The organism is Ruegeria sp. YKSD163 (assembly GCF_059612905.1).
Window position 1 is genome coordinate 31177 of sequence record NZ_JBXWRM010000014.1, and the last position, 24368, is coordinate 55544.

The window sequence follows — 24368 nt, forward strand, 5'->3', positions numbered from 1 at the left end:
ACGGGCAGAACAGATCATGGCAAACGGAATCGTCGAAGAGGCCGCCACCCAGGCGGCGAAAATCCGCGCGAACACCCTGACCGTGCTGGGCGTGTTCGGCCCCTCGGGTGATCTGCGCGCTCTGGTGCGGCTGCCGGGTGGCAAGGTTGAGGAAGTCGCGCCCGGTGACCGCACGCGCGCGGGCGAGGTGCTTGGCATCGACGCCGAGGGCGTTGTGTTGCGGCATGGTGGCCGGACCCGTCGGGTCGATATCGCCGGAGGCTGATCCCCCTTGACGCGACCGCCTGCCACCGTCAAACCGCAGCCATGACACAAGAGACCAAACTGGCCCTGATCACAGGTGCCTCGCGTGGGCTGGGCGCTGCCCTGGCCGAAGCGCTGGCGCCCACCCATCACATCATCGCCGTCGCCCGCACCTCGGGCGCGCTGGAAGAACTGGACGACCGCATCAAGGCCTGCGGTGGCAGCGCCACGCTGGCGCCGATGGACATCACCGATCCGGCCGCCATGGCAACGCTCTGTCGCGGTATTCACGACCGTTGGGGGCGGCTCGACCTGTGGCTGCACACCGCTATACATGCAGCGCCCCTGAGCCCGGCAATCTTCGTCGATCCCAAGGACTGGACCAAATCAATTGCGGTGAACGCCACCGCGACCTCGGTCCTGATCCCCTATGTGGCACCGCTGCTGGGCGAGGCCGGACAGGCGGTGTTCTTTGATGACCCCAAGGCCGGTGCCAAGTTCTATGGCGCTTATGGGGCCAGCAAGGCGGCGCAGATGTCGCTGGCCCGAAGCTGGGCAGCAGAGACCGAACGCACCGGTCCGCGCGTCACCATTGTAGAACCGGCGCCGATGGCGACCGCGCTGCGCGCCCGGTTCCATCCAGGCGAGGACCGCGCGGCGCTGACCCCGTGTGCGGACGAAGCAGCGCGAATCGTGACGTTGCTCTGAGCCCTATGGACGGGTCCGCCTCCGGCGGGAGTATTTGCGGCGGAATGAAAGGGATCAGCGCAGCGCGATGCCCTGACGGCCCGCCAGATCGGTGAAGAACTGCCACGCCACCCGGCCCGAGCGGGCGCCGCGGGTCGCCTGCCATTCGATCGCCTCGGCGCGCAGGGTGTCGGGAGCGACCTTTACCCCATAGGCGGCGCAGTACCGGTCGATCATCGCCAGGTATTCATCCTGATCGCAGGGATGGAACCCCAGCCAGAGACCGAAGCGATCGCTGAGAGAGACCTTTTCCTCGACCGCCTCGGAGGGGTTGATGGCGCTGGAACGCTCGTTCTCGATCATGTCGCGCGGCATCAGGTGGCGCCGGTTCGAAGTGGCGTAGAAGACCACGTTTTCGGGCCGCCCCTCGATGCCGCCATCCAGAACCGCCTTGAGCGATTTGTAATGCTGGTCATCATGGCTGAAGCTGAGATCGTCGCAGAACAGGATGAAACGTTGCGGCGCGGCCCGCAGGTGGTTGAGCAGGCGCGCGACCGAAGGCAGGTCCTCGCGTTGCAGTTCGACCAGTTTCAGCTCTGGGAAATCAGATTGAAGACTGCCATGCACCGCCTTGACCAGACTGGATTTTCCCATGCCACGGGCGCCCCAGAGCAGGGCATTGTTGGCGCCGTGGCCAGAGGCAAACCGACGGGTGTTGTCGAGCAGCGTATCGCGCGAGCGGTTGATACCCACCAACAGGTCGAGATCGACCCGATTGACTTGGGCCACCGGCTCCAGCCGGTCAGGGGAGACATGCCAGACAAAGGCGGTCGCGCAAGTGAAATCGGGCGCGCGCAAGGGCGCCGGCGCCATCCGTTCGAGGGCTTCGGCAATGCGGTTGAGCGCGTCGGTGTCCATGTCTCTCCTCCCTGCGGTCCGGCACAGAAACCATGTTCACGACCGCGCGGCAAGAGCCTGATCGCCCGGTTCGCAGGTTCTGACAAAGGACGAAGCGCCACCCAGACCTGCCGGGGCACAGGCGCACGAGGTTTGTCTGGATCCGCCACCTGTGCTTAGCTAGATCGGTCATGACCGTCTGGGGGAAGGGATTCGCCGCAATCGCCGCATCACGACCCGGACAAGACGGGCGCCCGGCCAAACTTCCTTGTGCGGGCAATCGCCGGCCTATCCCTCTCGATCCGGTCAAAGCTGCTGGCGGCGTTTCTGGGGGTAACATTGCTGCTGGCCGGATTGGCAGGGGTCGGGCTTGAGACGCTACGACAGGCCAATGCCCGAACGGAGAAGCTGTTATACGATCAGGACCGCATCGCCTTTTTCAACGATCAGCATGTCTATCTGAGCGATCTGGTTACCCTGGCCACGGCAATGGCCATCGACCCCAACGACGTGCAGCGTCAAAGGGCGAGCGGTTTCTTTCTCAACACCTCTTTTCTGCTCATCGAGGGGACCAACAATCTCGTGCTTCACACGGGTCAGGGGCTTCGCACATTCGGGCGGTCGGGGATGCCCGACAATCGGGAGGTTTCAGACCTGCGTGCAGATGCAAAGCGCTTGCAAGCAATCGCCCGGCGCGCGGGCGCATTGCGAGAAGACAGGGATTACAAGGCCGCGGGCGAAGTTGCCCGGCAAGAGTTCATGCCCATCGCGCTGCGCATGCAACGGGGCGCCTATTCCAAGTTGCAGGAGATCGAGGCGGAAATGGCCGAAACCGCACGAACCACGGCGCTTGCCTATGAATCCTCACGCGAAATGGTCATTGCCTCGGCCCTGGCCGTGATCGGAGCCGCCGTCCTGCTTGGCTATGCGATCTCAGGCTCGCTGGTCTGGCCTATCCGGCGGATCGGCGGCACGCTGCGGGCCATAGCAGGCGGAAATTTCGAGACCCGGGTCACGGTTGCCAATCGCGACGAACTGGAAGAACTGGCCCATAACGTGAATGCCACCAGCGAACGTCTGGGCGACCTTTATGCCAAGGTCGAGGCGCAACGGGCCGAACTGGCGACCGAGCACGCGCGTTCGGAAAGGCTGCTGGGCAATCTGCTTCCGGCGCAGATCGCCGCGCGGCTGAAACAGGATCCCGACACGACGATCGCCGACAAACTGCCGCTGGTGGCGATCCCTCGCCGATCTTGTCGCCTTCACTCCACGCGCGGCCCGGATGACACCAGAGCTGATCGTCAACTTTCTCAATGGTATCTTCTCGGAATTCGACAGCCTGGCCGAGCGACACGGGTTGGAAAAGATCAAAACCATCGGCGATTCCTACATGGTGGCCGCCGGCCTGCCGGTCGCTTGTGACGACCCTGCTCACCGGGTTGCCGGCATGGCGCTCGACATGCTTGAGGTCGCCCGTTCCTTTGCCGACGGGACCGATATCCGCATCGGCCTGCAAGCAGGTCCGGCTGTCGCGGGCGTGATTGGCCATCAAAAGCTGTTCTATGACGTCTGGGGCGAAACGGTGAATATCGCCAGCCGAATGGAAAGCCATGGAGAGCCAGGGCGCATAAAGGCCACCGGGCCAGTGCGGGACATGCTGGCAGACAGTTACGGGTTCGAACCGCGCGGACGGGTGAATATCGACGGTGTGGGGTTGGTCGAGACCTGGTGGTTGACAGGAAAACTGCCAGCGCCCCAGCATCCGGATGGCGCGACCGCGCCGGTTGGGAACTGAAAAGGCGCGCCGTCACAAGCGCGCCTTTTCATCGGTTTTCACGGTCTCGGTAAAGTGAGAGACCTACTTGCGCGCATCCTCTTCGCGCGCGTCCTGGTCGAACTCGGCCATCAACGGATCGTCGAGCGCCTCTTCGTCGTCGTAATAGCCATCGGCCCGCAACTGCGCCTCGCGTTTCTTCTCCACCCGCGCCACAAGGAAGATCGAAATCTCGTAAAGCCCATAGACCACGGTGAACAGGATGATCTGGGTGACCACATCGGGCGGGGTTACCAGCGCGGCCAGGGTCAGGATCGCCACCATGGCGTATTTGCGCACGCTGCCCAGCCCCTCGGCACTGACCAGTCCGGCCTTGCCCATCAGCGTCAACAGAACGGGCAACTGAAAGCACAGGCCAAAGGCCATGATGAATTTCAGCGTGATATCGAGCGATTCGTTGACCTTACCGAAGAAGGTAATCTTGACCCCTTCGGAGGTTTCAGGAACCACCGCCACATCCGAGGGCACCGTGCCGCCGCCCCCCGTCAGCAGGTTGGCAAAGATCGAACTGACATCGGCAAAGCCCAGAAAGAACTGCATCGCCAGCGGCGTGACCACGAATTGCGCAAACGACGCCCCCAGCAGGAACATGAAGGGCGAGGCGATCAGAAACGGCAGGAACGCACCCTTTTCGGACCGGTACAGCCCCGGCGCCACAAAGCGCCACAGCTGATAGCCGATCACAGGAAAGGACAGCGCAAAGCCGAACACCATCGAAATGCGGAACAGCGTGAACAGATATTCCTGCGGCGAGGTATATTGCAGCGTGGGCGACGGATCGCCCAAGTCGCGCAGCGTTGCCTCGATCGGCGCCAAGAGGAACTGCAGGATCGGCTCGGCCACCGTAAAGGCCAGCACGATCCCCACGATAAAGGCCAGAACCGCCCGGATCAGCCGGGTGCGCAATTCGGCCAGATGCTCGATCAGCGGGGCTGAGGAATCGTCGATCTCGTCTGTCTTGCTCATGTCTCGGGTCCGGGTTTCAACGCCGCCTCGGCCTCTTGCGCCTTTTCAAGCTCGGCCGTGGCCTCGCGCAGGCGCCGCTCGGCAGCGACGCGCGCGGTGGCGGCCTGTATCTTCTTTGCCTGCTCGGCCCGCTCCGTCGCCAGCTTGCCGGTTTCGCTGTCAGGGTCGTATTTGGTGGGGTCCAGATCGGTCTTGAAATCGGTGGCCGCCTTGCGCACCCCGTCCATCGCGGTGCTGACAGGGTTGGTCGCCGCCTTCAGCCCCTTGGAGATATCCTTGACCCCCGCCTCGTCGGCGGCATCGTTCATGGCCCGGCTGAATTCACGTGCCAGCCCGCGGGCCTTGCCGACCCAGCGCCCGATATTGCGGAACAATACCGGCAGGTCCTTTGGCCCCACGACGATCAGCGCCACGACGCCGATCACCAGAAGCTCGCTCCAGCCCAGATCGAACATGCGCGGTTATGCCTTGTCCTTGTCGGCCTCGGGGGTGACGTCCTTGGCCACCTGGGCTGCGTCGTCCTCCAACTCCTTGCTGCCGTCGCTGACGCCCTTCTTGAAGGCGGTGATGCCCTTGCCGACCTCGCCCATGAGCGAGCTGATTTTGCCGCGTCCGAACAGGACCAGCACCACAACAGCGATAAGCAGAAGGCCGGGAAGACCGATATTGTTGAACATGTGATCTCTCCTTGATCTCGTTGGGGCCTGCCGGCCCGCGCAAATGTCTCTGCCCCGGTCTACTCTTCTGATCTCGCGCGGCAAAGCTGGACAGGGTCCAGCAGGCCACGGAAAACCCGAAAAAACGACAAAGCGCCGGGACGGCGACACTCAACTGACAGGTTTATGTCAGTTGCAGGGGAATAGACCCAGCCTATCGCAACATGGACACAAGGAAAGCAGACCATGAAACAAACCGCGGAAATCGTCACCTTCGCACTGGCGCCCGGAGTGACCGAGGCCGAATTCGTCACCCTGAGCCAGGAGACCGAACGCTTTGTGCGCGGGCTGCCGGGCTTTCAGCATCGCAGGCTCAGTCTGGGCGCCGATGGCCGCTGGACCGACTATGTCGTCTGGTCCGATGCAGCGGCTGCCGCAGCCGCGGCCAAGGCGTTTGAAAGCGCCGATTATGCCGCCGCGCTCATGGTGGCAATCGCGCCAGAGAGTGTGTCCATGCGGCACGAAACAGTGCTCTGGCAGATGTAGACGCCTCGGTCAGGGCGCTCGTTTGCGCCTTGACCACCGCCCCCCGCCCGCGCGAAGGGTAGGCCATGCGCCGCACCGACCGCCTGTTCGACATCATCCAGATCCTGCGCGACGGGAAGCTGCACCGCGCGCGCGACATCGCCGATCGGCTCGAGGTCTCGGTCCGCACCATCTATCGCGACATGGACACGCTGGTTGCCTCGGGCGTGCCGGTGGAGGGCGAACGCGGCGTTGGTTATTTGGTGCGCGAACAGATCACCCTGCCGCCGCTGAACCTGACGCCCGAGGAGCTGGAGGCGCTCAATCTCGGCATGGCCATCGTGGCCGAGGCCGCCGATCCCGATCTGAAGGCCGCCGCCCAGCGCCTGGCGGAAAAGATCGACGCGGTGCTGCCCACCCAGACCGTGGCCGAGGCCGATGCCTGGAAATTCGCGGTCTACCCTTTTGCCGATGCCGCCCGCGGGCTGGCGCATATGGCGCCGATCCGCGCCGCGATCAAGGCCCGCCAGAAGCTGCGGCTGATCTATCGTCGGATCGACGGGGAGCTTACAGAGCGCACCATACGCCCGCTGCATATGGAGTATTGGGGCCGGGTCTGGACGCTCACCGCCTGGTGTGAGCTGCGCGCGGGGTTCCGCGTGTTCCGCATCGACCTGATCGAAACGCTCAGCCCCCTGCCCGAACTCTTCCGCGACGAACCGGGCAAGACCCTGGCCGACTACCAGCCCTGAGCGCGTCAGGGGGCGCTGCCCCCGTCCTGCGGACTCCCCCGGAGTATTTTCAGCGAAATGAAGGGGCGGGACTCCCTGCCGCTTCTTTCTGGTTGAAAATACTCCCGCCGGAGGCACGGGCCGCAGGGCCCGTAACCGTCATTTCAGATAAGGTTCCGGATCGAAACTGTCGAAGCCCTTGCGCACCTCGAAATGCACATAGGCGTTCTCGCCGTCGCGCAAGCGGGCGATCTTTTGCCCGCGTTTCACGGTATCGCCCTTGTTGACTTCGATCCCGTCCACATTGGCGTAGACCGTCAGCAGGTTGTCGGCATGGCGGATCACCACGATCGGTACCTGGTCGGCATCGGCCGTGATCGCGGCGACGGTGCCGCTCTCGGCGGCGCTGACCGCACTGCCAGGCGCGCCGGCGATGTCGATCCCGTCATTCTTGCCCTTGGAATAGGGGCGCACGATCTTGCCCTTGACCGGGAATCCCAGGCGCGCATTGCTGCTGGCGGTGGGCTGACCGACCGACACATCGGGTTCCGCCGGCTTGGCGGCGGGCACCTTTTCCTCGGGCAGCGGCTTGGTTGCGCTGGGAGGCGTGGGCGTGGCCGACCCGGCCCCCGGCGCGCTGACCGCCGCGGTCGTGGTGGCGGCCGCGGCCTGTTTGGCGCTGGATTTCGGGGCTGGCTGATCCTTGACCGGGATCAGCAGATACTGGCCCTCGCGGATCGCGAAATCCGGACCCAACCCGTTCCATTCGCCCAACGCCTTGACCGGCACCTGATAGAGGCGCGAGATCGTATAGGCGGTCTCGCCACGCTCGACCTTGTGGCGCACAGGCTCGGGTGCTGCCGGTTTCGGCACGGGCTGGGCCGCGGGCTTGGCCGGTTCAAGCGCGGTGGTCTGGACCGGGGTCGTATCGGGGGCCTGGTCGATGGCGCTGCCGGCAAGGCTGGCGATATCGACATTGTTGCCCTGGCCAGACGGTTCCGCGACACGGCGCGGCAGCGCCAGCACCTCGTCCTCGCGCAGTCCGTCGGTCGGCTCCAGCCCGTTGAACCGCGCCACCTCGCCCACCGGCAGGCCGACACGATCCGAAAGACTCGCCACCGTGTCGCCGCGCTTGGCCACCGCCACCTGGTAATTGGGATAGGAGATCACCCCGCGCCCATCCGGTTTCGGCCGCGCGGCGGTGCGGGCGGTCTGGGCGGCTTCAGTCGTGTTGAACGCCCCGATCTGCCCGCGCAGATCATAATCCAGCGGCGCCTCGCAGGCGGCCACCAGGGCCAACGCGGAAAGGCCCATCATCGGGCGTGACAGAGTCCGGAACAAAGCGCTCATCATACAATCCTCAATGCCGCCCCCCATGTGGTCCGGGGGTTTGCGTCGTTCAATCTCTATTGGCGCGGGATATCCCCGTCACCCATCCTTGCCCAGCCCTTCGAGCAGAGGCACGAACCGGACCGGGCGCAATTCCTCATAGTCAAAGCCCTGTTCGGTGCGGCGCACCCGGATCAGTGTTTGAACCGTATCCGACTGCCCCACGGGCAGAACCATGATACCCCCGATCTTGAGCTGCGCCAAGAGCGGGCCGGGCGCATCCTCGGCAGCGGCGGTGACAATGATGCGGTCGAATGGTGCCTGATCGGGCAGACCAAAGGATCCGTCTGCGGTCATGGTGGTGATATTGACCAGCTGCAACTGCTGGAACACCAGTTGCGCCGCGCGCACCAACCGGGCGTGACGATCCACCGTGTAGACCCGCCGTGCCAGTTTCGCCAGGATCGCAGCCTGATAGCCGGAACCGGTCCCGACCTCGAGCACCTTGTCGCGCGGCGAGACCTCCAGCGCCTGGGTCATCAGCCCCACCACAGAGGGCTGACTGATGGTCTGGCCGCAGGCGATCGGCAGAGGCATATCCTCATAAGCGCGCTCGGAAAACAGGCCGCGCACGAACAGGCCGCGATCCACCTCTTCCATCGCCGCCAGCACCCGTTTGTCCGTCACCCCCTTGGAGCGGAGCGCGAACAGGAACTGCATCTTGGTTTCGGGATCGGGTCCGCTCATAGGGTCGCCTGCAAGGCCTCCAGCGCATCGTCCGCGGTCAGGTCCGCGCGCATCGGTGTGACCGAGACATAACCGTCAAGATTGGCCGCCGCATCGGTGCCCGGCGCGGTGCGCTGCTGCTGGTCGCCGCCCTTGATCCAAAGGAACCGTTTGCCCGCGGGCGACAGATGCGGCTCGGCGGAAAACCGCGTACCCTCGCGAAAGCCCTGGCGCACCGCACGGATTCCCTTGACCTCGGCGGCGGGGACTGGGGGGAAATTGACGTTGTAGAATAGCCGGTAATCTGGCCGTTCGTCAGGCCAGGTGTCGAGGATACGCCGGATCACCTGCGCCCCATGGCTTCGGGCAATCTCGAAAGGATCGGTGCGGCCATAGTTGCGCGGACCGAAGAATTGCGAAAGCGCGATAGCGGGCAAGCCCTGCAATGCGGCCTCCATCGCGCCCCCCAGGGTACCGGAATAAAGCGCGTTCTCGGCGGCATTGTTGCCCCGGTTCACACCGGACAGGACCAGATCGGGCAACGCCTCTTTCATCACGTCATGCAGACCCGCCAGAACACAGTCAGCGGGAGAGCCTTCGGCGGCAAAGCGGCGCTCGCCCAGGCGCGCGATGAGCATCGGATGGGTATAGCTGATGCAATGGCCGACACCGGATTGCTCGAACGCAGGCGCAACGATCCAGACCTCGCCCCCTGGCCCCGCCAGTTCCTCGGCCACCTGCTCCAGCGCCGCCAGCCCCGGCGCGTTGATCCCGTCGTCATTGGTGATAAGTATGCGCATGTCGCCCCGCCCTGTTTGGCCCTTGATAGACGCCCCTCCACCGCGCGGCAAGCGCGCGCCGACGGACTGTTGCACGCCTGCGGCACCTGTGCCCTGCCTGCTATGAACACCCCTAACGAGGAAACACGTTCAGCGCGCGGCAAACGCCCAGAATTTCGCCGAAATTCTGGGACAAAAAATGGGACATTTTTTGCCACCGCTCTGGGCACGCGCTCAGCGCTTGAGATCCGCCGGAAACACGAAACAACGATCACGCCGGATGGTCAGCCACATGACCCGCCCTGTTTCCGGGATGAATACATTGGGCACTGTAGCCTTCAACAGAGAGCCATCGAAGTCCATGCGAAACTCCACAAGGCTCTCGCTGCCTAGAAACCGCGCCCGTTCGACCACCCCGCGCGCGGCGACGCCGTCGCTGGGCGTCGGCAACGGCCCCTTGCCACCCCGGTCGAAATCCAGCTTCACATGCTGCGGCCGGAACACGATATCGACCTCGGTGCGGTCCGGGATGCCCGGTGCCAGGAACTGGCCAAAAGGCGTCTGCGCCAGCGCGCCGGTGACAGTTGCCCGCAGAACGTTGATATCGCTGAAGAAGGCAACCGCCGCCCGGTCCGCGGGCCGGGTATAGACGTTATATGGCGCGCCCTGCTGGACGATCCGACCACCACGCATCAGCGCGATCTCGTCAGCCATGCGCATCGCCTCTTCCGGCTCATGCGTGACCAGCAGCACCGCCGCATCCTCTTCCTTGAGCAGCGCCAGCGTGTCGTCGCGGATGCCGTCGCGCAGCCGGTTATCGAGCCCCGAGAACGGCTCGTCCATCAACATGATGCGTGGCCGCGGCGCCAGCGCGCGCGCCAGCGCCACCCGTTGCTGTTCGCCACCCGACAGCTGATGCGGAAAGCTGTCGATATGACCGCTCAGCGATACCCGCGCCAGTAGTTCCTCGACCCGGGCGCGCTTCTCTTCGCGGCTGCCTTTCAGGCCAAAAGCGACGTTACCCGCCACGCTCAGATGGGGAAACAGCGCGAAATCCTGGAACATCAGCCCGATCGCGCGCCGCTCTGGCGGAACACGGAACACGGTGTCGCAGATCAGCTTGCCGTCCACGTAGATCTCGCCGCTGTCCTGCATCTCGACGCCGGCGATCATCCGCAGGGTGGTGGACTTGCCGCAACCCGAGGGCCCCAGCAGACAGGTCACCTGCCCCGCGCGAATGTGCAGCGACACGTCATCAACGACCCGGCGCCCGTCAAAGACGCGCACCAGATTGCGGATCTCCAATCTCGGAGGGGTCTGTCCTGCGTTCACCTGCCGGGCCTCGCTGCCTATCCCAAGCCTTTTGGTCGGGAGTTGGTCCGGGGATAACAACCCCGCCCCCGCTGCGCAAGGCGGGACGCGTCAGCAGCAGCCCCCGGATGCGGCAGGCGTCACGGGTGAAAGCCCGTTGAACGGCGACGCGCCACCGCATCCGGCAAAGATGCCGTAGTGGGTCGAGAAATCGCCAATGAACTGGAAATGCGGCGCAAACCGCGTCTCGGCCAGCATCCGCCAGGTATTGCCGCAGACCGGAAACACCTTGCCAGCCTCGATGACATGATGGTCATCCAGCACGAATTCATGCGGCGCATGCGGCACTGTGCCTTTGTAGATGACCGCCTGTCCGTAATCCTCGCAATCGGGCTCTAGCCCTGCAAGGTTGAACAGCCGATAGGTCGCCGACAGGAAACGGATCGGGCCGACACGGCGTTCCAGCTCTGGGTTCTCGATGGTCAGTAACCGGCTTTCGACCATGCGCGGATCGCCAAATCCCGCGCCGCGCGCCAAGCTCAGGAAATCGTTCCAGTAGAGCGCCCCCGACAGGCATTCGCCATAAAGCACCTCGTCGCGCGCCAGCGCCTCGGGAATCCGCCGGTCGGCGTAGACATCCGAGAAATACATCTCGCCCCCCGGTTTCAACAGCCGTTGCGCGCCACGCAGCACCGCCGCCTTGTCGGTGGCCAGGTTCAACACGCAATTCGACACGATGATGTCGAACGAGCCGGGCTCCAACGGGAGTTCGTCCAGCTTTTCGATGTAGCCCTGGTGAAACTCTGTATTGGGGGCGGCATGGCCGAATACCTCGGCGTGATAGGCGCGGTGCGCCCGTGCCACCTCTAGCTGCGCGGGCGTCATGTCGACGCCGACCACCGCGCCGCTTTCGCCCACCAGCGCCGACAGCGCATAGACATCGCGCCCGGCACCACAGCCCAGATCGAGGATGCGCGCGCCCTCCAGCGCCAGCGGTGCGATCAGCCCGCAACCGTAATAGCGCGCCATCACCTCGTCATGCAGCTTGCCCAACACCCGCTTCAGATGCGCCGGTACCGCGTCAGGGGTACAACAGGCATTGGTCTGCAAGTCGGCGCTGCTTTGCAGCACCTCTCCATAATACCTCTGCACCGCTTCATGAGTCATGTCACACCCTCCTGTCCATCCGTCCCTGACCTAACCCGCGCCGCAACCATAGACAACGGCGCCCCACCCTCTCTGAACCAAGCGTGATCGCCCTTCATTTCGCCGAAAATACTCCGGGGGAGTCCGCAGGACGGGGGCAGCGCCCCCATCCCCGCTCATCCAAGCAGGTCAAAGCTTCCGGCGGCGCGCACCCGCCCATTGACCTGCACCTCGACCCGATGCGGGCCGGGTACCAAGGTAAAGGTGCTGGCGTCTCCCTTCAGCTTGTGACGCTTGGACAGCTGTAGTCGCCCGCCGCTCAACCTGCCTTGTTTCAATTTGTGTACCTTGGCCGAGATTTTGCCGCCAGGGCGCTGGAAATGCACGATATAGTCGACCAGCACCGGCACATCCCTCGCGCCGCTCAGGGTCACGCCGATCTCGACCGCGTCGTCGATCCGGGCCTCGGCGGGCAGGTTCAGCGCCACCTCAAGCGCCACATCGGGATCATAGCCCAGCGCTGCCATGGCGCCCGGATGCCCTGCCTTGACCAGGCCGCGCAGCGCGTGGCCGGTCATCCAGTTGAGTTCCTCGGGCCGTTGCCGCCCCGCTTCGCGCCAGCCGCCAAGCCGGGTCAGCACCAGATCGGGGGCCTTCTTGGAGATATCGTTGAGGTGATTGGCCACCGAGCGGGTGACATAGCGGGCGGGATCGCCGTGCAACCGGTCAAGCAACGGTAACGCGGCCTCCAGTTCCAGCGATACGCCCAACCCCCAGGGAAGTCGTGGGCGGGTGCCCTCGCTGACCAGTCGGCGGACATGATAGCTGTCATGCGCGCACCACTCCACCATCCGTGCCAGCACCTGATCGGGCCAGCGGTTCAGGAACGGGCGGATCGCCCATTCCATCGAAAACCGCTGTGTCAGTTCCGCCAGCAGGTCGAGCGCCAGGTCGGGATGCTCTATCCCCACAGCCGCCACCCACTCCCCCAGCGGGGCAAAGATGAAATCGCCGAAATCATCATCCGACCGCGTCGAATCCAGCGGCGGCGGCAGTGCCCGCAGGATCACCGGCGCCACCTCGGGCAATTCGCCCGGCACCGTCTCGGCCAGGCAGGCCGCAATCCAGTCGATCCGCGCCTTCAACTCCAGCTCGGGCAGTCGCGCCATCACCCGCGCCTGAAACCCGGATGCGTCAAAGCCGGGACCGTCGAACAGCCCGGCGAGATAGGCCACCTTGTCCGCGTTGAACAGCTGATCCTTGAGCGAAAACCCCTGCGCCATGCCCTACATCGTCAGGTTGGTGCCGCCGCCGTCGTGCAGCAGGTTCTGGCCGACGATGAAGCCCGCATGCTGCGAGCAGAGAAAAGCGCAGGTGGCGCCGAATTCCTCGGGCGTACCGTAGCGGCGCGCGGGAATCGTGGCGGCGCGCTTGGCGCGCGCCTCGTCGAGCGAGATGCCTTTTTGCTGCGCCACCGGGCCATCCAGCGCATTGGCGCGGTCGGTGGCATGGATGCCGGGCAGCAGGTTGTTGATCGTCACGCCAAAGGGCGCGACCTGCCGCGAGGTACCCGCGACATAGCCGGTCAGCCCGGTGCGGGCGGCGTTGGATAGGCCCAGCGCCGGGATCGGCGCACGCACCGATTGCGAGGTGATGTTGACCACCCGGCCCCAGCCCTTGTCGATCATGCCGGGCAACAGCGCCTTCATGAAGGCGATGGGGGTCAGCATGTTGGCGTCGAGCGCGCGGATGAAATCGTCGCGGTCCCAATCCGACCAGAGGCCCGGCGGCGGGCCGCCTGCGTTGGTGACGAGGATGTCCACCCCCTGGGCCGCCTCGATCACCTGCGCCTGACCCGCCTCGGAGGTGACGTCGCAGGCGACGGTGGTCACAGTCACCCCATGCGCGCCGCGAATCGCCTCGGCTGCCGCCTCCAGCGCCTCGGCGCCGCGCGCGTTCATCACCAGATCGACGCCCGCCGCCGCCAGCGCCTGGGCACAGCCCAGCCCCAGCCCCTTGGACGAGGCGCAGACCAGCGCCCGCTTGCCGGAAATCCCCAAATCCATATCGCGTTCTCCCCTCATGCCCTGTTGATCGGAGCTAACATCATTTGCCCGCACTTCACCACCCGAGCGGCGGATCCGCGCCATATTTTTGGTGCATACACTGTCGAAGCGCCCAACCGGGTGCTAGACTTTCTTGCAACCGGTACCCTGTTAACCAACATCCGGACCATCTTCGTGACCCGATACGCCCCGATCCAATCCGTTCCCGTCTATCTGGCCGAGGATTTCTCGGTGACCAATGGCGCCAATCTGGGCGATGCGGTTGCCCCGATGGACGAGCTGATGCTGGACGATGTCTATGGCATGGCGATGGATGCCCGCACCTGGCGGCTGGGGATCGAGGCGATGGATGACGGTGGGTTCCGGATCGCCGGGGACACCGAGACCGGGCAGCCGGGCGCCGCGCTGCACCTGGATTGCGCGCTGAGCCTGATGAGTCCCGACGGCCATACCACCGACGCCATCCTATTGGTCGAACTCGACACGACCGGCCATATCGCCGAGCTCTACCTGTTGCCGCTGGCACCTCTGCTGCCCAAGACCGACTATACGCTGGTGGGCGTTGACCGCGACCGCGCCGGCCAGAAATTCGCCCAGGTCGCCTGTGTCTCCTTCACCCGCGGCACCCATATCACGCTGGGGTCAGGCGCACAGGTCCGCATCGAGGACCTGAAGGTCGGCGACCGGGTGCTGACCCGTGACGACGGCGTGCGAGAGGTGCGCTGGATCGGGCAGACCACGGTCCGGGCAATGGGCGAGTTCGCCCCCATCGTGATCCGCGCCGGCACGCTCAACAACGAGAACGACCTCGTGGTCAGCCCCGATCACCGGCTCTTTGTCTATCAGCGCCGCGACGAGATCGGCGTCGGCAGACCGGAACTGCTGGTCAAGGCGCGGCATCTGGTCAACGGCGATACCGTGTTCGTGCAAGAGGGCGGTTTCGTCGACTATTTCCAGCTGCTGTTCGACCGCCATCACATCATCTATGCCGAGGGGATCGCGGCCGAAACCATGCTGCTCGACCCGCGCACCCGCCCCGCCTTGCCGCAAGAGATGCTGGAGCAGGTCAGCCCGCTCCTGGACCAGCATGCAAGTGGCGAAGGACACGGGATGGATGTTGCCAAGGCGCTGCTCGACCGGCCCGATGCGATCGACCTTCTGAAACGCGCCTCGACCAAACGCTGAGCGTCACGTCGGCGTTGATCTGTCTGGCCGGATCACTCACGGCTTCGCGACCGCCACGACGACCTCTGCGTCTTGACCTGTTGCCCCCTCTGCTTATCCTGCCGCGACCCGTGAACAGGAGAAGCCTCATGCCGTTGCGCCCCATCCCTCTTTTTCTCGCCCTGTTTGCCGCAAGCGCGGCGCTGGCCCATGGCGGCGTCAGCAACCCGGCGGTCAAGGCGCGGATGCACGCGATGATGCAGATCGCCGACAATACCAAGATCCTGGGTGCCATGGCCAAGGGCGAGGCCGCGTTCGATGCAGATGAGGCCCGAGCCGCCGCCGCCGCCATTGCCGCCCATGCGGCCAGCGTTCCAACACTGTTCATGGCCGAAGAGCACGATCCGAAATCCGAGGCCCTGCCCGCGATCTGGCAGGATTTCAACACCTTCGGCCAGAGGTCCGAGGCACTGACACTGGCCGCCGCCGAGGCGGCCGCAGCAATCGAGACCGAGGCCGATCTGAAGCCGGCACTCGCGCAGATCGGCAACACCTGCAAATCCTGTCACCAGGATTTCCGCAAACCCTCGTAAACGCGCATTCTTGCAAGGGCGGCGCAACCTGCTATACGCGCCTGCATGTTGGATATCGCCTCGAACCGCCCTGCTTTGCCGCCCGAGATCGCGCGGCGCCGCACCTTTGCCATCATCTCGCATCCCGATGCGGGAAAGACCACGCTGACCGAAAAGTTTCTGCTGTTCGGCGGCGCGATCCAGATGGCCGGACAGGTGCGGGCCAAGGGCGAGGCGCGGCGCACGCGCTCGGACTTCATGCAGATGGAAAAGGACCGGGGCATCTCGGTCTCGGCCTCGGCAATGTCGTTCGATTACAAGACGTTCCGGTTCAATCTTGTCGACACGCCCGGCCACTCGGACTTTTCCGAGGACACTTATCGCACCCTGACGGCGGTGGATGCGGCGGTGATGGTGATCGACGGCGCCAAGGGCGTTGAAAGCCAGACGCAGAAACTGTTCGAAGTTTGCCGGTTGCGTGACCTGCCGATCCTGACCTTTTGCAACAAGATGGACCGCGAAAGCCGCGACACGTTCGAGATCATCGACGAGATCCAGGAGATGCTGGCCATCGACGTGACGCCCGCCAGCTGGCCCATCGGTCAGGGCCGCGATTTCATCGGCTGTTACGACATCCTGCGCGACCGGCTGGAGCTGATGGACCGCGCCGACCGTAACAAGGTGGCCGAAAGCATTGAAATCAATGGGCTTGACGACCCCAAGCTGGCCCAGCACGTGCCCGCGCATCTGCTTGAGAAGCTACACGAAGAGCTGGAGATGGCGCGCGAGCTCTTGCCCAAGCTCGACCCGCAGGCAGTGCTCGAAGGGCATATGACGCCGATCTGGTTCGGTTCGGCGATCAACTCGTTCGGGGTCAAGGAACTGATGGACGGGATCGGCAATTACGGTCCGGAACCCCAGGTGCAAAGCGCCGAGCCAAGGAAGATTTCACCCGAGGAAACAAAGGTTTCCGGGTTTGTCTTCAAGGTTCAGGCGAATATGGACCCCAAGCATCGTGACCGGGTTGCCTTTGTCCGCATGGCCTCGGGTCATTTCAAGCGCGGCATGAAGCTGACCCATGTGCGCACCAAGAAACCGATGGCGGTATCGAACCCGGTACTGTTCCTTGCCTCGGACCGCGAACTGGCGGACGAGGCCTGGGCCGGCGATATCATCGGCATCCCCAACCACGGGCAATTGCGCATCGGCGACACCCTGACCGAGGGCGAGGCGCTGCGGGTGACCGGTATCCCCTCGTTTGCGCCGGAACTGTTGCAGGGCGTACGCGCGGGCGATCCGATGAAAGCCAAGCACCTGGAAAAGGCGCTGATGCAGTTTGCCGAGGAAGGCGCCGCCAAGGTGTTCAAGCCGATGATCGGCTCGGGCTTTATCGTCGGTGTCGTGGGCGCGCTGCAATTCGAGGTTCTGGCCAGCCGGATCGAGCTGGAATACGGCCTGCCGGTGCGGTTCGACGGCTCGCAATTCACCAGCGCCCGCTGGGTCGCGGGCGACAAGGCGGCGATGGACAAGTTCATCAACGCCAACAAGCAGCATATCGCACATGACCATGACGGAGACGTTGTCTATCTGACGCGTCTGCAATGGGACATCGACCGGGTGATCCGCGATTACCCCGAGCTGAAGCTGACCGCGACCAAGGAAATGATGGTCTGACGGGCGGCGGTCTTAGCTCTCGTCGCCCTTGTAATAGCCGATGACATCCCCTTCTGTCGTGCAACCCAACCCGTTCAGCAAGCGGTTCGAATAGTTGAAATAGGCGCAGACCTGGTTCACCTCCAGGATCTCGCCATCGTCGCAGCCTGCCAGTTTCAGAGCCTCGAAATCCGATCTGACCATCCTGCCGACCCCGGTGGTCAGCTTGGCGGCATAGCGCAGCAGGGCCAGTTCCTTGCCCTCGAACGCGTCCTCAGGCCGCTGTGCCTTGAGCGCGATAAAAATGCGGTCCGATCGCGGCTGGTCCCGGAGCAGGTTGCGCACGTTCATGAAATGATGGGTCAGCGAATAGGTACAGTCGTTCAGGATCGAGGTATAGCTGGCCACGACCTCGAGAAACCAGAACGGCAGGGTGTTGTCGTCGGAATGCAGGACCGAGCGATACAAGGTGACATGACCGTTCATCGTTTCGGGGCGCAGCGAATGCACCCGCATGACGGTGTCGACCGTGCCATGGGGCGTGCGCGCCCGGTCGAGCAGTTCTTTCAGGCGCCCGTCCGCCGCGTCATCCCCGATCATCTCGATCCAAGCGCTCATCTCGTATCTCCCTTGCCGCTGTTCAACGCCAGCAGCCCTTGCTAGCATCTTCCCATGCAAGAGGCCAATATGCTTGACCATAAGGAAGACCTGCACGCCGGAGCGGTCAACCTGCTGACCCGTTGCGGCGGCTTGTCGGCAGGGGACTCGGTCTTGATCGTGCGCGAACCGCCCGGTCTGGGGTATTACCGCGAATGCATCGTGGACGGCCTGATGCATGCGGCGCAGAGCCTCGGAATCCGTGCCACGGTCGTTATGGCCCCGTTCACGGAAACCGCGACCGCGCCGGACGATGCGCTGGCCGCAGCGATGCAGGCGGCGGACCTGACCGTCTTTCTGGCGCGGTTGGGCGATCAGCTCAGGTTTCAGGACCTGCCGGGCACAATACGTGCCATCGTGTGTTATGCGCTGGACGGGGTCATGCTGGGATCGGCGTTTGGTCGACTGGACCACGCGGCCATGGTTCAACTGCGCGACCGTATCGACAGCGCGATGGGACAGGCCCGGAGCATAACGGTCACCTGCCCTGCCGGAACCGATTTCACCGGCCATGTCGCGCCGGTTGACGCAAAGCCAAAGGACACCAACACGATCCGGTTTCCTCTGTCGGTGCATTCCCCGGTGCCTGCCGTAAACTTCAGCGGTCGTATTGCACAACGCGGTTTCCTGGTCGGAACGGGATCACGCTTCTATCAGCCCTATGCCTGTGCGCTTGAGGACGTGCTGTTCGTCGAAATCGAAGGCAACCGGATCACCGGGTTTTCCGGCACCGCATCAGATGTGGCCCGCGCCGAGGCGCATTATCGCGGGATCGGTGAAAGATACGGTATCGACCCCTATTTCGTCCATTCCTGGCATTGCGGCATCCATCCCGGTTGTGCGTTCCGGGATCCGGCGCGGGACAGTTTCGAACGCTGGAGCGGCAGCGCCTTTGGCAACCCGCGGCTGCTGCACGTGCATACCTGCGGCGCCTATGCGCCGGGTGAAATCTCGCTCAACATCCTCGACCCGACAATCACCGCCGACGGTATCGCCCTGTGGCAGGCGGGTCGGCTGGTGCCCGAGGCCATGCCGGGGGCAACCGAGATCCTCGACCGTCATCCGGATCTGCGCGCCGCTTATGACGCGCCCGCGCAAGACTGCGGGCTTGGGCCTGAGGGGGCCTTAAGCTTCGCCTGAGGTCTCGGCGGCGATCACCTTGTCCACCTTGGACCGGAACCGCATCGCACCGGCATCCAACCCGAGGTTCATATACGGCGTCTTGCGGTTTTTCATGCCCTCATGCACGGCCTCCAGCACCGCCTTGTCCTCGTTGAACGCCATGGTCGCGCCTTCGAACATCCGCTTGTTGATGGCCTCGTCGCCCGGATCGGTGTTGCGGTGCTGAAACCAGAAATACAGCGAATTGTCCGCATCGACCGGGGTGATGAAATTATAGGAGATGTTCAGATAGGCGTCGTCGGGCAGGATGGCATCGGGCCCGCCGGTGCCCGCTCGGGTGTAGACGCTCATGTTGATCGCGGTGGATGGCAGGCGGCATTCGTAATGCTGCTTTCGGTCGGTATTGTCCCCAAAGGCCAGCATCGCCCGATAATAGGGCGGTGCCGGTTCCGCCATGATCCAGCGCGAGACGATGACCCCGTCGTCGAGCTCTTCGATATCCAGCGGGCGGGTGTCGGTCCCTGCCCCGGCAAAGCTGGTGACATGGACCCAGGCGACGTGGCTGGGATCAAGCAGATTGTCCATCACGTAGAGATAGTTGCAGGCGATCTGCAGCGCGCCACGCTCGGTCCGGCCCCAGGCGGGATTGTCGAAATTGGGGATGTCCATGATCGGCCCCGGTGCCCGGTCGCCCATCCAGATCCAGAGAAACCCATAGCGGTCCTCGACCGGATAGCTGCGGACCCGGGCGCGCTTCGGGATCGGGTCGCCCTGCGTCGGGGCGGATACGCACGCACCCGAGCAATCGAAGGTCAGTCCGTGATAGCCGCATTCCACAGTGTCGCCCTTGAGATTGCCCATCGACAACGGCAGCTTCCGATGCGGGCAGGCATCCTCCAGCGCGGCCGGGGTTCCATCGGTTTTCCGGTAGAATACGATCGCCTCATCCAGCAAGCGGAGCGGTTTGAGCCGGTCGCTGAAATCCTCGCTGCGCCCGGCGACATACCAGGTGTTGCGGATGAAACGGTCCGATTGCATCAGTTGCCCCCCTTGAACGTGTCATAGGCCTTGAGCGCCTTGGCGGAATAGGCATAGGACGGCCCGCCACCCATATAGGTCGCCATGGCCAGCGCCTCGCACAGTTCGGGTCGGGTCAGGCCGAGGCGGATCAGGGATTTCACATGAAACCCGATGCAACTGTCGCAGCGGGTGGCGATGGCGATGCCCAGCGCCATGATCTCCTTGGTCTTTTCGTCAAGCGCGCCGGATTTCTTGGCAGCGGCGCCCATCATTCCGAACCCCTTGACCGTCTCGGGCATCTCGGGGTTCAGGACCGCGAGATCCGCGACGATCCCGTCCATGAAGGCTTCCCAATCCATTCCTATCCCCTTTCGTCCGACCCCATGCGGCGTTCCAGCCACCGCACGCCCGCGCTGATCACAAGCACCAGAACCAGATATTCTAGGATCAGCAAGGTATAGATTTCCAGCGGCCGATACTCGGTCACCACCAGTTCATTGGCCCGCCGGGTCAGCTCCTGCATGCCGATCACCGAGGCAAAGGCCGACATCTTGACGATATAGATGAACTGGTTCGCAAGCGGCGGCAGGATGCGCCGGATCGCCTGCGGCAGGATCACATAGCGCATGGTCTGAAGATAGTTCAGCCCGATGGTCTGGGCCGCCTCGGTCTGCCCCCGCGCGATGGACTGGATCCCGGCCCGATAGATCTCGGCGGTAAACGCGCTGTCCGAGATCGCCAGCGTGATGATTGCGCCCCAGAACGGGTCGATCGGGATATCCAACCCCATCGAGCGGAAGATGATCGGCAGCCCGTAGAACACCCAGAACAGCATCGGCAACAGCGGGATCGCCCGGACGAACTCGACATAAACGCGGTTGATCAGCCGGACATACCAGCGCGACGACAGGCCGGGCAGCGCGACGAGCAAGCCCAGGACAATGGACAGCACCGCCGCGATGACCGAGATCAGGATCGTGGCCCCCATGCCGCCGATCAGGAACTTGATGTTGACCCAGCCCGACGGCGTCCAGGGGTTGATCACATACCAGCCCCATGTCGTTGACGAGGAACAGCCCGACAGCAGGGCCAGCGCGGCAAGGGAGAGAAGAAGGCGCATCAGTGGCTCAGTATCTGGCTAAGGAAGGTCTGGCAGCGGCGCGATTTCGGGTTCCCGAAAAACTCGGCCGGTGCGCCTGTTTCGACAATCTCGCCGGCGTCCATGAACACCATCTTGTCGGCGACCTTGCGGGCAAATCCCATCTCATGCGTTACAACGATCATGGTCATGCCCTCCTCGGCAAGTTTGACCATCACGTCCAGCACCTCCGAGATCATTTCAGGGTCCAAGGCCGAGGTCGGCTCGTCGAACAGCATCACCTTGGGCTCCATGCACAGGCTGCGGGCGATGGCGACGCGCTGTTGCTGGCCGCCGGACAGCTGACCGGGGCGCTTGTCGGCCTGTTCGGGAATTTTCACCCGCTCCAGATAACGGCGCGCCCGGTCCTCTGCCTCGCTGCGGCTCAACCCGCGCGCTTTCATCGGGCCAAGCGTCAGGTTCTCCAGTACGCTCAGATGCGGGAACAGGTTGAACTGCTGGAACACCATGCCGACATCACCGCGCAGATCCTCGGGGCGCTCGCTCACCTCGGATCCATAGATGCGGATGCTGCCTTTTTGATGGGTTTCTAGCCGATTGATGCACCGGACCACCGTGGATTTGCCCGATCCGCTTGGGCCGCAGATCACCACCCGCTCGCCACTCTTCACCGTCAGGTCGATATCTTTCAGCACGTGAAAATCACTGAACCATTTGTTTACACTGACCATTTCGATGGCGATATCGGTCATTTCCCCTCCCCGGCCCTCCCCTGAGGGAAGATTTTTCTTGAGGCTGAAGGGGAATGGCCACAAGTTCAAGTGTCAAAGCGTTCAAGTAAAGCAAGCGCGAGAAACAGGGAGACGACGATGAAACACTGGATGACAATCGCTGCGGCGGGCGTTCTCAGCCTTGGTCTGGCTGCTGCGGCACAGGCGCAATCCGCGCTGAACGATATCCTCGACAGCGGCGTTCTGAAATTCGGCACCACGGGGGACTGGAACCCGATGTCGGTTCGCGACCCGGCCACGAACAGCTACAAAGGGTTTGATATCGACGTTGCCAACGAACTGGCCAACGACCTCGGCGTTACCGTCGAATTCGTGCCGACGGACTGGAAAACGCTGGTCAACGGTGTCGTGGCGGGCAAGTACCACATGACCGGGTCCGCCTCGATCAGCCCGCCCCGAATGAAGGTGGCCGGGTTCTCGGAAAGCTATATCGCGGTCGAGATCATGCCCTTTACCATCCCTGCAAAGGCAGGCGACTTCGATGGCTATGACAGCATCAACCAGCCCAATGTGAAGGTGGCTACCACGCTGGGTACCACGTTCGAGGCGCTGGCCCGCGAATGGTTCCCCAATGCCGACATCAAGGTGGTCGAGGCCCCGGCCCGTGGTTTCCAGGAGGTTCTCGCTGGACGCGCGGATGTGTTCATTACTTCCAACATCGAAGGCTCGACGCTGAAGGCCAAGCATGGCGTAGTCCAGGTTCCCAATACCGAACCGCGCTCGCCCTCGCCGATCGCGATGCTGTTGCCGCAGGATGATCAGGTGTGGATCAACTACGTCAACAACTGGGTCAAGGTGAAACAGGCCAAGGGGTTTTTCGAAGCCACCAAGGCCAAGTGGGGCCTCTGAAGCGCCGCATAAGCGGTCGAGAGGTCAAGGTGACGGGGGGCATGATCCATGCCCCCCTTTTCAATCGGACAGGTGGGAAACATGCGACTGGATCAGGCGACCTGGCCCGAGGTGGATACCTATCTGGCCGATCATGACGGGATCATCTTGCCGGTCGGTTCGACCGAACAGCATGGCCCGATGGGCCTCATCGGGACGGACGCCACCTGTGCCCAGGCCATTGCCGAGGCGGCGGCAGAGATCGTCGAGACCTTTGTGGCGCCGACGCTGGCCTATACCCCTGCGCCGTTCAACACCGGGTTTCCCGGCACCGTGTCAATTTCCGAACAGCTCTTTGCCGACCTCTTCGCCGAGATCGTGCGCGGGCTTCAGGCGCAGGGGTTTCGCCGGGTCTATGTCCTGAACGCGCATGGGGCGAACCTGGCACCGATGCGCCGCGTTGCCCGGTCTCTCGATACGGTGCACATCCGCAGCTGGTGGGAGTTCGACGAGGTCAACGCCCTGCGCCAGTCGTTCTTTGGACAGTGGGAGGGCATGCACGCCACGCCTGCGGAAATCTCGATCACGCAATTCCTGGGCCGGCGAGTGGCGCCGGGTGCCGCAGCCACGCCACCCCGTCTACTGACTGCCGAGGACATCGCCAGCCGGGCCGGCGACCGGCATGGGCCACCCGACCTGCACCGGCGGGAGTTTCCCGATGGCCGGGTCGGCTCGCATTCGGCGCTTGCCACCCCGGAATACGGCGCACAGCTATTGCAGGCAGCGGCCAGAGGGGTTGCCGCCGACTATCAGGCCCTGCTTTCGGGCGCCCGGACCTAGCGCTGATCGCTCGCCGACTCGATATTGCTCTGCCGAAAGGCCTCAGAAGAGTTGGTGTGCGGATAGTCTTGCTCCGGGACCGGGACCCCGAGGAATGCACAAAGCGGTTCCCAGCCCGTCCCAAGCTCATAGACAAGCAGGCGATCCGCGGGGATTGCAGATTTCACCTCGGCGACATGCCGATCGAATTCGGCAATGGCCCGTTCGCGACTATCGAAACGGTCTGCGAGGAAAACTTCGATGAATTCCTGCATGCGGCGCTGATGCACGGCCTCGGGTGGCATCTCCGTCTCGCGAAAGACCTTGATGGTCTTGGAATAGGAGTTGTACCAGCCTTCGGCGTCGCGGACCGACAGGATCACCTTGGCATCGGGATATCTTTCAGCCGCCTCCCGCCATAGATGTGCACCGGGCCAATCGACCTGCGACCGGTACCCGTCGAAAAGCAGGTCAAGATCCAGCGGCGCACCCCCGCAGAAATGATCATGCCATGGCTCTATCTTTTCGGGATTGTCGCGGATCTCGTACATATGGTGGCAGGGACCAAACCCCAGGATCGTCAATGCTGCGCGCAGCGAGTCGGTGCCTGTCCGCCCGAAACCGGCGCCGATGATTTCCAGTGCCATCGGTATCTCTCCTTCAACCGAAGCCGTGTCAGCGAAGCATGGGGCGCGGAAACGCGGCTGGCAATCTATTCTTGAAATGGCAGATGAGCATCACTTCTCT

28 protein-coding genes and 1 pseudogene are annotated in these 24368 nt (G+C 63.6%); 12 read left to right on the forward strand and 17 right to left on the reverse strand.

The window, feature by feature from the left end; all coding sequences use genetic code 11:
- Positions 1–16 precede the first annotated feature (16 nt).
- Both AC2FNA_RS17470 and AC2FNA_RS17475 read left to right on the forward strand, forming a co-directional pair.
- A complete protein-coding gene (locus AC2FNA_RS17470; protein ID WP_496828712.1) occupies positions 17–265 on the forward strand; it encodes a hypothetical protein in 249 nt (82 codons plus the stop codon).
- Positions 266–306: 41 nt separating this feature from the next.
- On the forward strand, positions 307–951 hold the full coding sequence (locus AC2FNA_RS17475; protein WP_496828714.1) for an SDR family NAD(P)-dependent oxidoreductase: 645 nt from the start codon (positions 307–309) through the stop codon (positions 949–951).
- 54 nt (positions 952–1005) lie between these two features.
- Here AC2FNA_RS17475 and AC2FNA_RS17480 read toward each other — a convergent pair whose 3' ends face one another.
- The gene (locus AC2FNA_RS17480; RefSeq protein WP_496828716.1) at positions 1006–1848 is read right to left on the reverse strand and encodes an ATP-binding protein; all 843 of its coding nucleotides are present in this window, start codon (positions 1846–1848) and stop codon (positions 1006–1008) included.
- Between the two features lie 852 nt (positions 1849–2700).
- Here AC2FNA_RS17480 and AC2FNA_RS17485 point away from each other — a divergent pair.
- Together AC2FNA_RS17485 and AC2FNA_RS17490 are read left to right on the forward strand one after the other, a co-directional pair.
- Positions 2701–2895, forward strand: a pseudogene (locus tag AC2FNA_RS17485) (HAMP domain-containing protein); the annotation flags it as partial.
- A 214-nt stretch (positions 2896–3109) separates the two neighbouring features.
- Positions 3110–3622 carry an adenylate/guanylate cyclase domain-containing protein gene (locus AC2FNA_RS17490; RefSeq protein ID WP_496828718.1) on the forward strand — a complete coding sequence of 171 codons (513 nt, stop codon included), beginning with the start codon at positions 3110–3112 and terminating at the stop codon, positions 3620–3622.
- A 63-nt stretch (positions 3623–3685) separates the two neighbouring features.
- On the opposite strand, the gene tatC is transcribed toward AC2FNA_RS17490, so the two are convergent.
- The 3 genes from tatC to AC2FNA_RS17505 are packed head-to-tail and all read right to left on the reverse strand — an operon-like array spanning position 3686 to position 5304.
- The gene (gene tatC, locus AC2FNA_RS17495; protein ID WP_496828720.1) at positions 3686–4627 is read right to left on the reverse strand and encodes a twin-arginine translocase subunit TatC; all 942 of its coding nucleotides are present in this window, start codon (positions 4625–4627) and stop codon (positions 3686–3688) included.
- Positions 4624–5082, reverse strand: a complete 459-nt coding sequence (tatB, locus tag AC2FNA_RS17500; RefSeq protein ID WP_496828722.1) for a Sec-independent protein translocase protein TatB — start codon at positions 5080–5082, stop codon at positions 4624–4626. Before tatB ends, tatC begins: the two co-directional genes overlap by 4 nt.
- Before the next feature lie 6 nt (positions 5083–5088).
- On the reverse strand, positions 5089–5304 hold the full coding sequence (locus AC2FNA_RS17505; protein WP_496828724.1) for a twin-arginine translocase TatA/TatE family subunit: 216 nt from the start codon (positions 5302–5304) through the stop codon (positions 5089–5091).
- A 225-nt stretch (positions 5305–5529) separates the two neighbouring features.
- On the opposite strand from AC2FNA_RS17505, the gene AC2FNA_RS17510 reads away from it, so the two are divergent.
- Together AC2FNA_RS17510 and AC2FNA_RS17515 are read left to right on the forward strand one after the other, a co-directional pair.
- Positions 5530–5829 (forward strand): hypothetical protein, encoded by a 300-nt coding sequence (locus tag AC2FNA_RS17510; RefSeq protein WP_496828726.1) that lies wholly within the window; start codon positions 5530–5532, stop codon positions 5827–5829.
- Positions 5830–5894: 65 nt separating this feature from the next.
- A complete protein-coding gene (locus tag AC2FNA_RS17515) occupies positions 5895–6560 on the forward strand; it encodes a helix-turn-helix transcriptional regulator (RefSeq protein ID WP_496828728.1) in 666 nt (221 codons plus the stop codon).
- A 138-nt stretch (positions 6561–6698) separates the two neighbouring features.
- Here AC2FNA_RS17515 and AC2FNA_RS17520 read toward each other — a convergent pair whose 3' ends face one another.
- The 7 genes from AC2FNA_RS17520 to AC2FNA_RS17550 all read right to left on the reverse strand — a co-directional run bounded on the left by AC2FNA_RS17520 (position 6699) and on the right by AC2FNA_RS17550 (position 13896).
- On the reverse strand, positions 6699–7889 hold the full coding sequence (locus AC2FNA_RS17520) for a peptidoglycan DD-metalloendopeptidase family protein (RefSeq protein ID WP_496828730.1): 1191 nt from the start codon (positions 7887–7889) through the stop codon (positions 6699–6701).
- 78 nt (positions 7890–7967) lie between these two features.
- Positions 7968–8615, reverse strand: a complete 648-nt coding sequence (locus AC2FNA_RS17525; RefSeq protein ID WP_234136184.1) for a protein-L-isoaspartate(D-aspartate) O-methyltransferase — start codon at positions 8613–8615, stop codon at positions 7968–7970.
- Complete coding sequence (gene surE, locus AC2FNA_RS17530) at positions 8612–9394, reverse strand: 5'/3'-nucleotidase SurE (protein WP_496828732.1); 783 nt, start codon at positions 9392–9394, stop codon at positions 8612–8614. Before surE ends, AC2FNA_RS17525 begins: the two co-directional genes overlap by 4 nt.
- Before the next feature lie 213 nt (positions 9395–9607).
- On the reverse strand, positions 9608–10705 hold the full coding sequence (locus tag AC2FNA_RS17535; RefSeq protein ID WP_496828734.1) for an ABC transporter ATP-binding protein: 1098 nt from the start codon (positions 10703–10705) through the stop codon (positions 9608–9610).
- A gap of 90 nt (positions 10706–10795) precedes the next feature.
- Entirely contained in the window at positions 10796–11851 is a 1056-nt protein-coding gene (locus AC2FNA_RS17540; RefSeq protein ID WP_496828736.1) for a methyltransferase domain-containing protein, read from the reverse strand.
- 155 nt (positions 11852–12006) lie between these two features.
- Positions 12007–13113 carry a YhaZ family DNA alkylation repair protein gene (locus tag AC2FNA_RS17545; protein WP_496828738.1) on the reverse strand — a complete coding sequence of 369 codons (1107 nt, stop codon included), beginning with the start codon at positions 13111–13113 and terminating at the stop codon, positions 12007–12009.
- Positions 13114–13116: 3 nt separating this feature from the next.
- The gene (locus tag AC2FNA_RS17550) at positions 13117–13896 is read right to left on the reverse strand and encodes an SDR family oxidoreductase (protein ID WP_496828740.1); all 780 of its coding nucleotides are present in this window, start codon (positions 13894–13896) and stop codon (positions 13117–13119) included.
- A gap of 168 nt (positions 13897–14064) precedes the next feature.
- On the opposite strand from AC2FNA_RS17550, the gene AC2FNA_RS17555 reads away from it, so the two are divergent.
- The 3 genes from AC2FNA_RS17555 (at position 14065) to AC2FNA_RS17565 (ending at position 17306) form a co-directional block, all read left to right on the forward strand.
- Positions 14065–15081: a Hint domain-containing protein gene (locus AC2FNA_RS17555; RefSeq protein ID WP_496828850.1), complete on the forward strand. Its 1017-nt coding sequence runs from the start codon at positions 14065–14067 to the stop codon at positions 15079–15081.
- Between the two features lie 128 nt (positions 15082–15209).
- On the forward strand, positions 15210–15653 hold the full coding sequence (locus AC2FNA_RS17560; RefSeq protein WP_496828742.1) for a c-type cytochrome: 444 nt from the start codon (positions 15210–15212) through the stop codon (positions 15651–15653).
- A gap of 45 nt (positions 15654–15698) precedes the next feature.
- Complete coding sequence (locus tag AC2FNA_RS17565) at positions 15699–17306, forward strand: peptide chain release factor 3 (protein ID WP_496828744.1); 1608 nt, start codon at positions 15699–15701, stop codon at positions 17304–17306.
- Between the two features lie 12 nt (positions 17307–17318).
- Here AC2FNA_RS17565 and AC2FNA_RS17570 read toward each other — a convergent pair whose 3' ends face one another.
- Complete coding sequence (locus tag AC2FNA_RS17570; RefSeq protein WP_496828746.1) at positions 17319–17903, reverse strand: carboxymuconolactone decarboxylase family protein; 585 nt, start codon at positions 17901–17903, stop codon at positions 17319–17321.
- Positions 17904–17972: 69 nt separating this feature from the next.
- Here AC2FNA_RS17570 and AC2FNA_RS17575 point away from each other — a divergent pair, with 69 nt between their 5' ends.
- Complete coding sequence (locus tag AC2FNA_RS17575; RefSeq protein WP_496828748.1) at positions 17973–19082, forward strand: hypothetical protein; 1110 nt, start codon at positions 17973–17975, stop codon at positions 19080–19082.
- Here AC2FNA_RS17575 and AC2FNA_RS17580 read toward each other — a convergent pair.
- Genes AC2FNA_RS17580 through AC2FNA_RS17595 form a run of 4 tightly spaced genes read right to left on the reverse strand, consistent with a single transcriptional unit; the run spans position 19068 to position 21935 of the window.
- On the reverse strand, positions 19068–20102 hold the full coding sequence (locus tag AC2FNA_RS17580) for an aromatic ring-hydroxylating dioxygenase subunit alpha (RefSeq protein ID WP_496828750.1): 1035 nt from the start codon (positions 20100–20102) through the stop codon (positions 19068–19070). The genes AC2FNA_RS17575 and AC2FNA_RS17580 overlap by 15 nt on opposite strands.
- The gene (locus tag AC2FNA_RS17585) at positions 20102–20443 is read right to left on the reverse strand and encodes a carboxymuconolactone decarboxylase family protein (RefSeq protein ID WP_496828752.1); all 342 of its coding nucleotides are present in this window, start codon (positions 20441–20443) and stop codon (positions 20102–20104) included. The genes AC2FNA_RS17580 and AC2FNA_RS17585 overlap by 1 nt, the downstream gene beginning before the upstream one ends.
- Before the next feature lie 2 nt (positions 20444–20445).
- Positions 20446–21204 carry an amino acid ABC transporter permease gene (locus tag AC2FNA_RS17590; protein ID WP_234221509.1) on the reverse strand — a complete coding sequence of 253 codons (759 nt, stop codon included), beginning with the start codon at positions 21202–21204 and terminating at the stop codon, positions 20446–20448.
- On the reverse strand, positions 21204–21935 hold the full coding sequence (locus tag AC2FNA_RS17595; RefSeq protein WP_496828754.1) for an amino acid ABC transporter ATP-binding protein: 732 nt from the start codon (positions 21933–21935) through the stop codon (positions 21204–21206). The genes AC2FNA_RS17590 and AC2FNA_RS17595 overlap by 1 nt, the downstream gene beginning before the upstream one ends.
- 117 nt (positions 21936–22052) lie before the next feature.
- Here AC2FNA_RS17595 and AC2FNA_RS17600 point away from each other — a divergent pair, with 117 nt between their 5' ends.
- Both AC2FNA_RS17600 and AC2FNA_RS17605 read left to right on the forward strand, forming a co-directional pair.
- A complete protein-coding gene (locus tag AC2FNA_RS17600) occupies positions 22053–22823 on the forward strand; it encodes a transporter substrate-binding domain-containing protein (RefSeq protein ID WP_234136171.1) in 771 nt (256 codons plus the stop codon).
- 81 nt (positions 22824–22904) lie between these two features.
- On the forward strand, positions 22905–23642 hold the full coding sequence (locus tag AC2FNA_RS17605) for a creatininase family protein (protein ID WP_496828756.1): 738 nt from the start codon (positions 22905–22907) through the stop codon (positions 23640–23642).
- Here the strand turns inward: AC2FNA_RS17605 and AC2FNA_RS17610 are convergent.
- On the reverse strand, positions 23639–24268 hold the full coding sequence (locus AC2FNA_RS17610; protein ID WP_496828758.1) for a sulfotransferase family protein: 630 nt from the start codon (positions 24266–24268) through the stop codon (positions 23639–23641). The genes AC2FNA_RS17605 and AC2FNA_RS17610 overlap by 4 nt on opposite strands.
- Positions 24269–24368: the final 100 nt, after the last annotated feature.

Coding starts and splice junctions, on each gene's coding strand:
- AC2FNA_RS17470 (WP_496828712.1), top strand. CDS start 17: ATGGCAAACGGAATCGTCGAAGAGGCCGCCACCCAGGCGGCGAAAATC.
- AC2FNA_RS17475 (WP_496828714.1), top strand. CDS start 307: ATGACACAAGAGACCAAACTGGCCCTGATCACAGGTGCCTCGCGTGGG.
- AC2FNA_RS17480 (WP_496828716.1), bottom strand. CDS start 1,848: ATGGACACCGACGCGCTCAACCGCATTGCCGAAGCCCTCGAACGGATG.
- AC2FNA_RS17490 (WP_496828718.1), top strand. CDS start 3,110: ATGACACCAGAGCTGATCGTCAACTTTCTCAATGGTATCTTCTCGGAA.
- tatC (WP_496828720.1), bottom strand. CDS start 4,627: ATGAGCAAGACAGACGAGATCGACGATTCCTCAGCCCCGCTGATCGAG.
- tatB (WP_496828722.1), bottom strand. CDS start 5,082: ATGTTCGATCTGGGCTGGAGCGAGCTTCTGGTGATCGGCGTCGTGGCG.
- AC2FNA_RS17505 (WP_496828724.1), bottom strand. CDS start 5,304: ATGTTCAACAATATCGGTCTTCCCGGCCTTCTGCTTATCGCTGTTGTG.
- AC2FNA_RS17510 (WP_496828726.1), top strand. CDS start 5,530: ATGAAACAAACCGCGGAAATCGTCACCTTCGCACTGGCGCCCGGAGTG.
- AC2FNA_RS17515 (WP_496828728.1), top strand. CDS start 5,895: ATGCGCCGCACCGACCGCCTGTTCGACATCATCCAGATCCTGCGCGAC.
- AC2FNA_RS17520 (WP_496828730.1), bottom strand. CDS start 7,889: ATGAGCGCTTTGTTCCGGACTCTGTCACGCCCGATGATGGGCCTTTCC.
- AC2FNA_RS17525 (WP_234136184.1), bottom strand. CDS start 8,615: ATGAGCGGACCCGATCCCGAAACCAAGATGCAGTTCCTGTTCGCGCTC.
- surE (WP_496828732.1), bottom strand. CDS start 9,394: ATGCGCATACTTATCACCAATGACGACGGGATCAACGCGCCGGGGCTG.
- AC2FNA_RS17540 (WP_496828736.1), bottom strand. CDS start 11,851: ATGACTCATGAAGCGGTGCAGAGGTATTATGGAGAGGTGCTGCAAAGC.
- AC2FNA_RS17545 (WP_496828738.1), bottom strand. CDS start 13,113: ATGGCGCAGGGGTTTTCGCTCAAGGATCAGCTGTTCAACGCGGACAAG.
- AC2FNA_RS17550 (WP_496828740.1), bottom strand. CDS start 13,896: ATGGATTTGGGGATTTCCGGCAAGCGGGCGCTGGTCTGCGCCTCGTCC.
- AC2FNA_RS17560 (WP_496828742.1), top strand. CDS start 15,210: ATGCCGTTGCGCCCCATCCCTCTTTTTCTCGCCCTGTTTGCCGCAAGC.
- AC2FNA_RS17565 (WP_496828744.1), top strand. CDS start 15,699: ATGTTGGATATCGCCTCGAACCGCCCTGCTTTGCCGCCCGAGATCGCG.
- AC2FNA_RS17570 (WP_496828746.1), bottom strand. CDS start 17,903: ATGAGCGCTTGGATCGAGATGATCGGGGATGACGCGGCGGACGGGCGC.
- AC2FNA_RS17575 (WP_496828748.1), top strand. CDS start 17,973: ATGCTTGACCATAAGGAAGACCTGCACGCCGGAGCGGTCAACCTGCTG.
- AC2FNA_RS17580 (WP_496828750.1), bottom strand. CDS start 20,102: ATGCAATCGGACCGTTTCATCCGCAACACCTGGTATGTCGCCGGGCGC.
- AC2FNA_RS17585 (WP_496828752.1), bottom strand. CDS start 20,443: ATGGATTGGGAAGCCTTCATGGACGGGATCGTCGCGGATCTCGCGGTC.
- AC2FNA_RS17590 (WP_234221509.1), bottom strand. CDS start 21,204: ATGCGCCTTCTTCTCTCCCTTGCCGCGCTGGCCCTGCTGTCGGGCTGT.
- AC2FNA_RS17595 (WP_496828754.1), bottom strand. CDS start 21,935: ATGACCGATATCGCCATCGAAATGGTCAGTGTAAACAAATGGTTCAGT.
- AC2FNA_RS17600 (WP_234136171.1), top strand. CDS start 22,053: ATGAAACACTGGATGACAATCGCTGCGGCGGGCGTTCTCAGCCTTGGT.
- AC2FNA_RS17605 (WP_496828756.1), top strand. CDS start 22,905: ATGCGACTGGATCAGGCGACCTGGCCCGAGGTGGATACCTATCTGGCC.
- AC2FNA_RS17610 (WP_496828758.1), bottom strand. CDS start 24,268: ATGGCACTGGAAATCATCGGCGCCGGTTTCGGGCGGACAGGCACCGAC.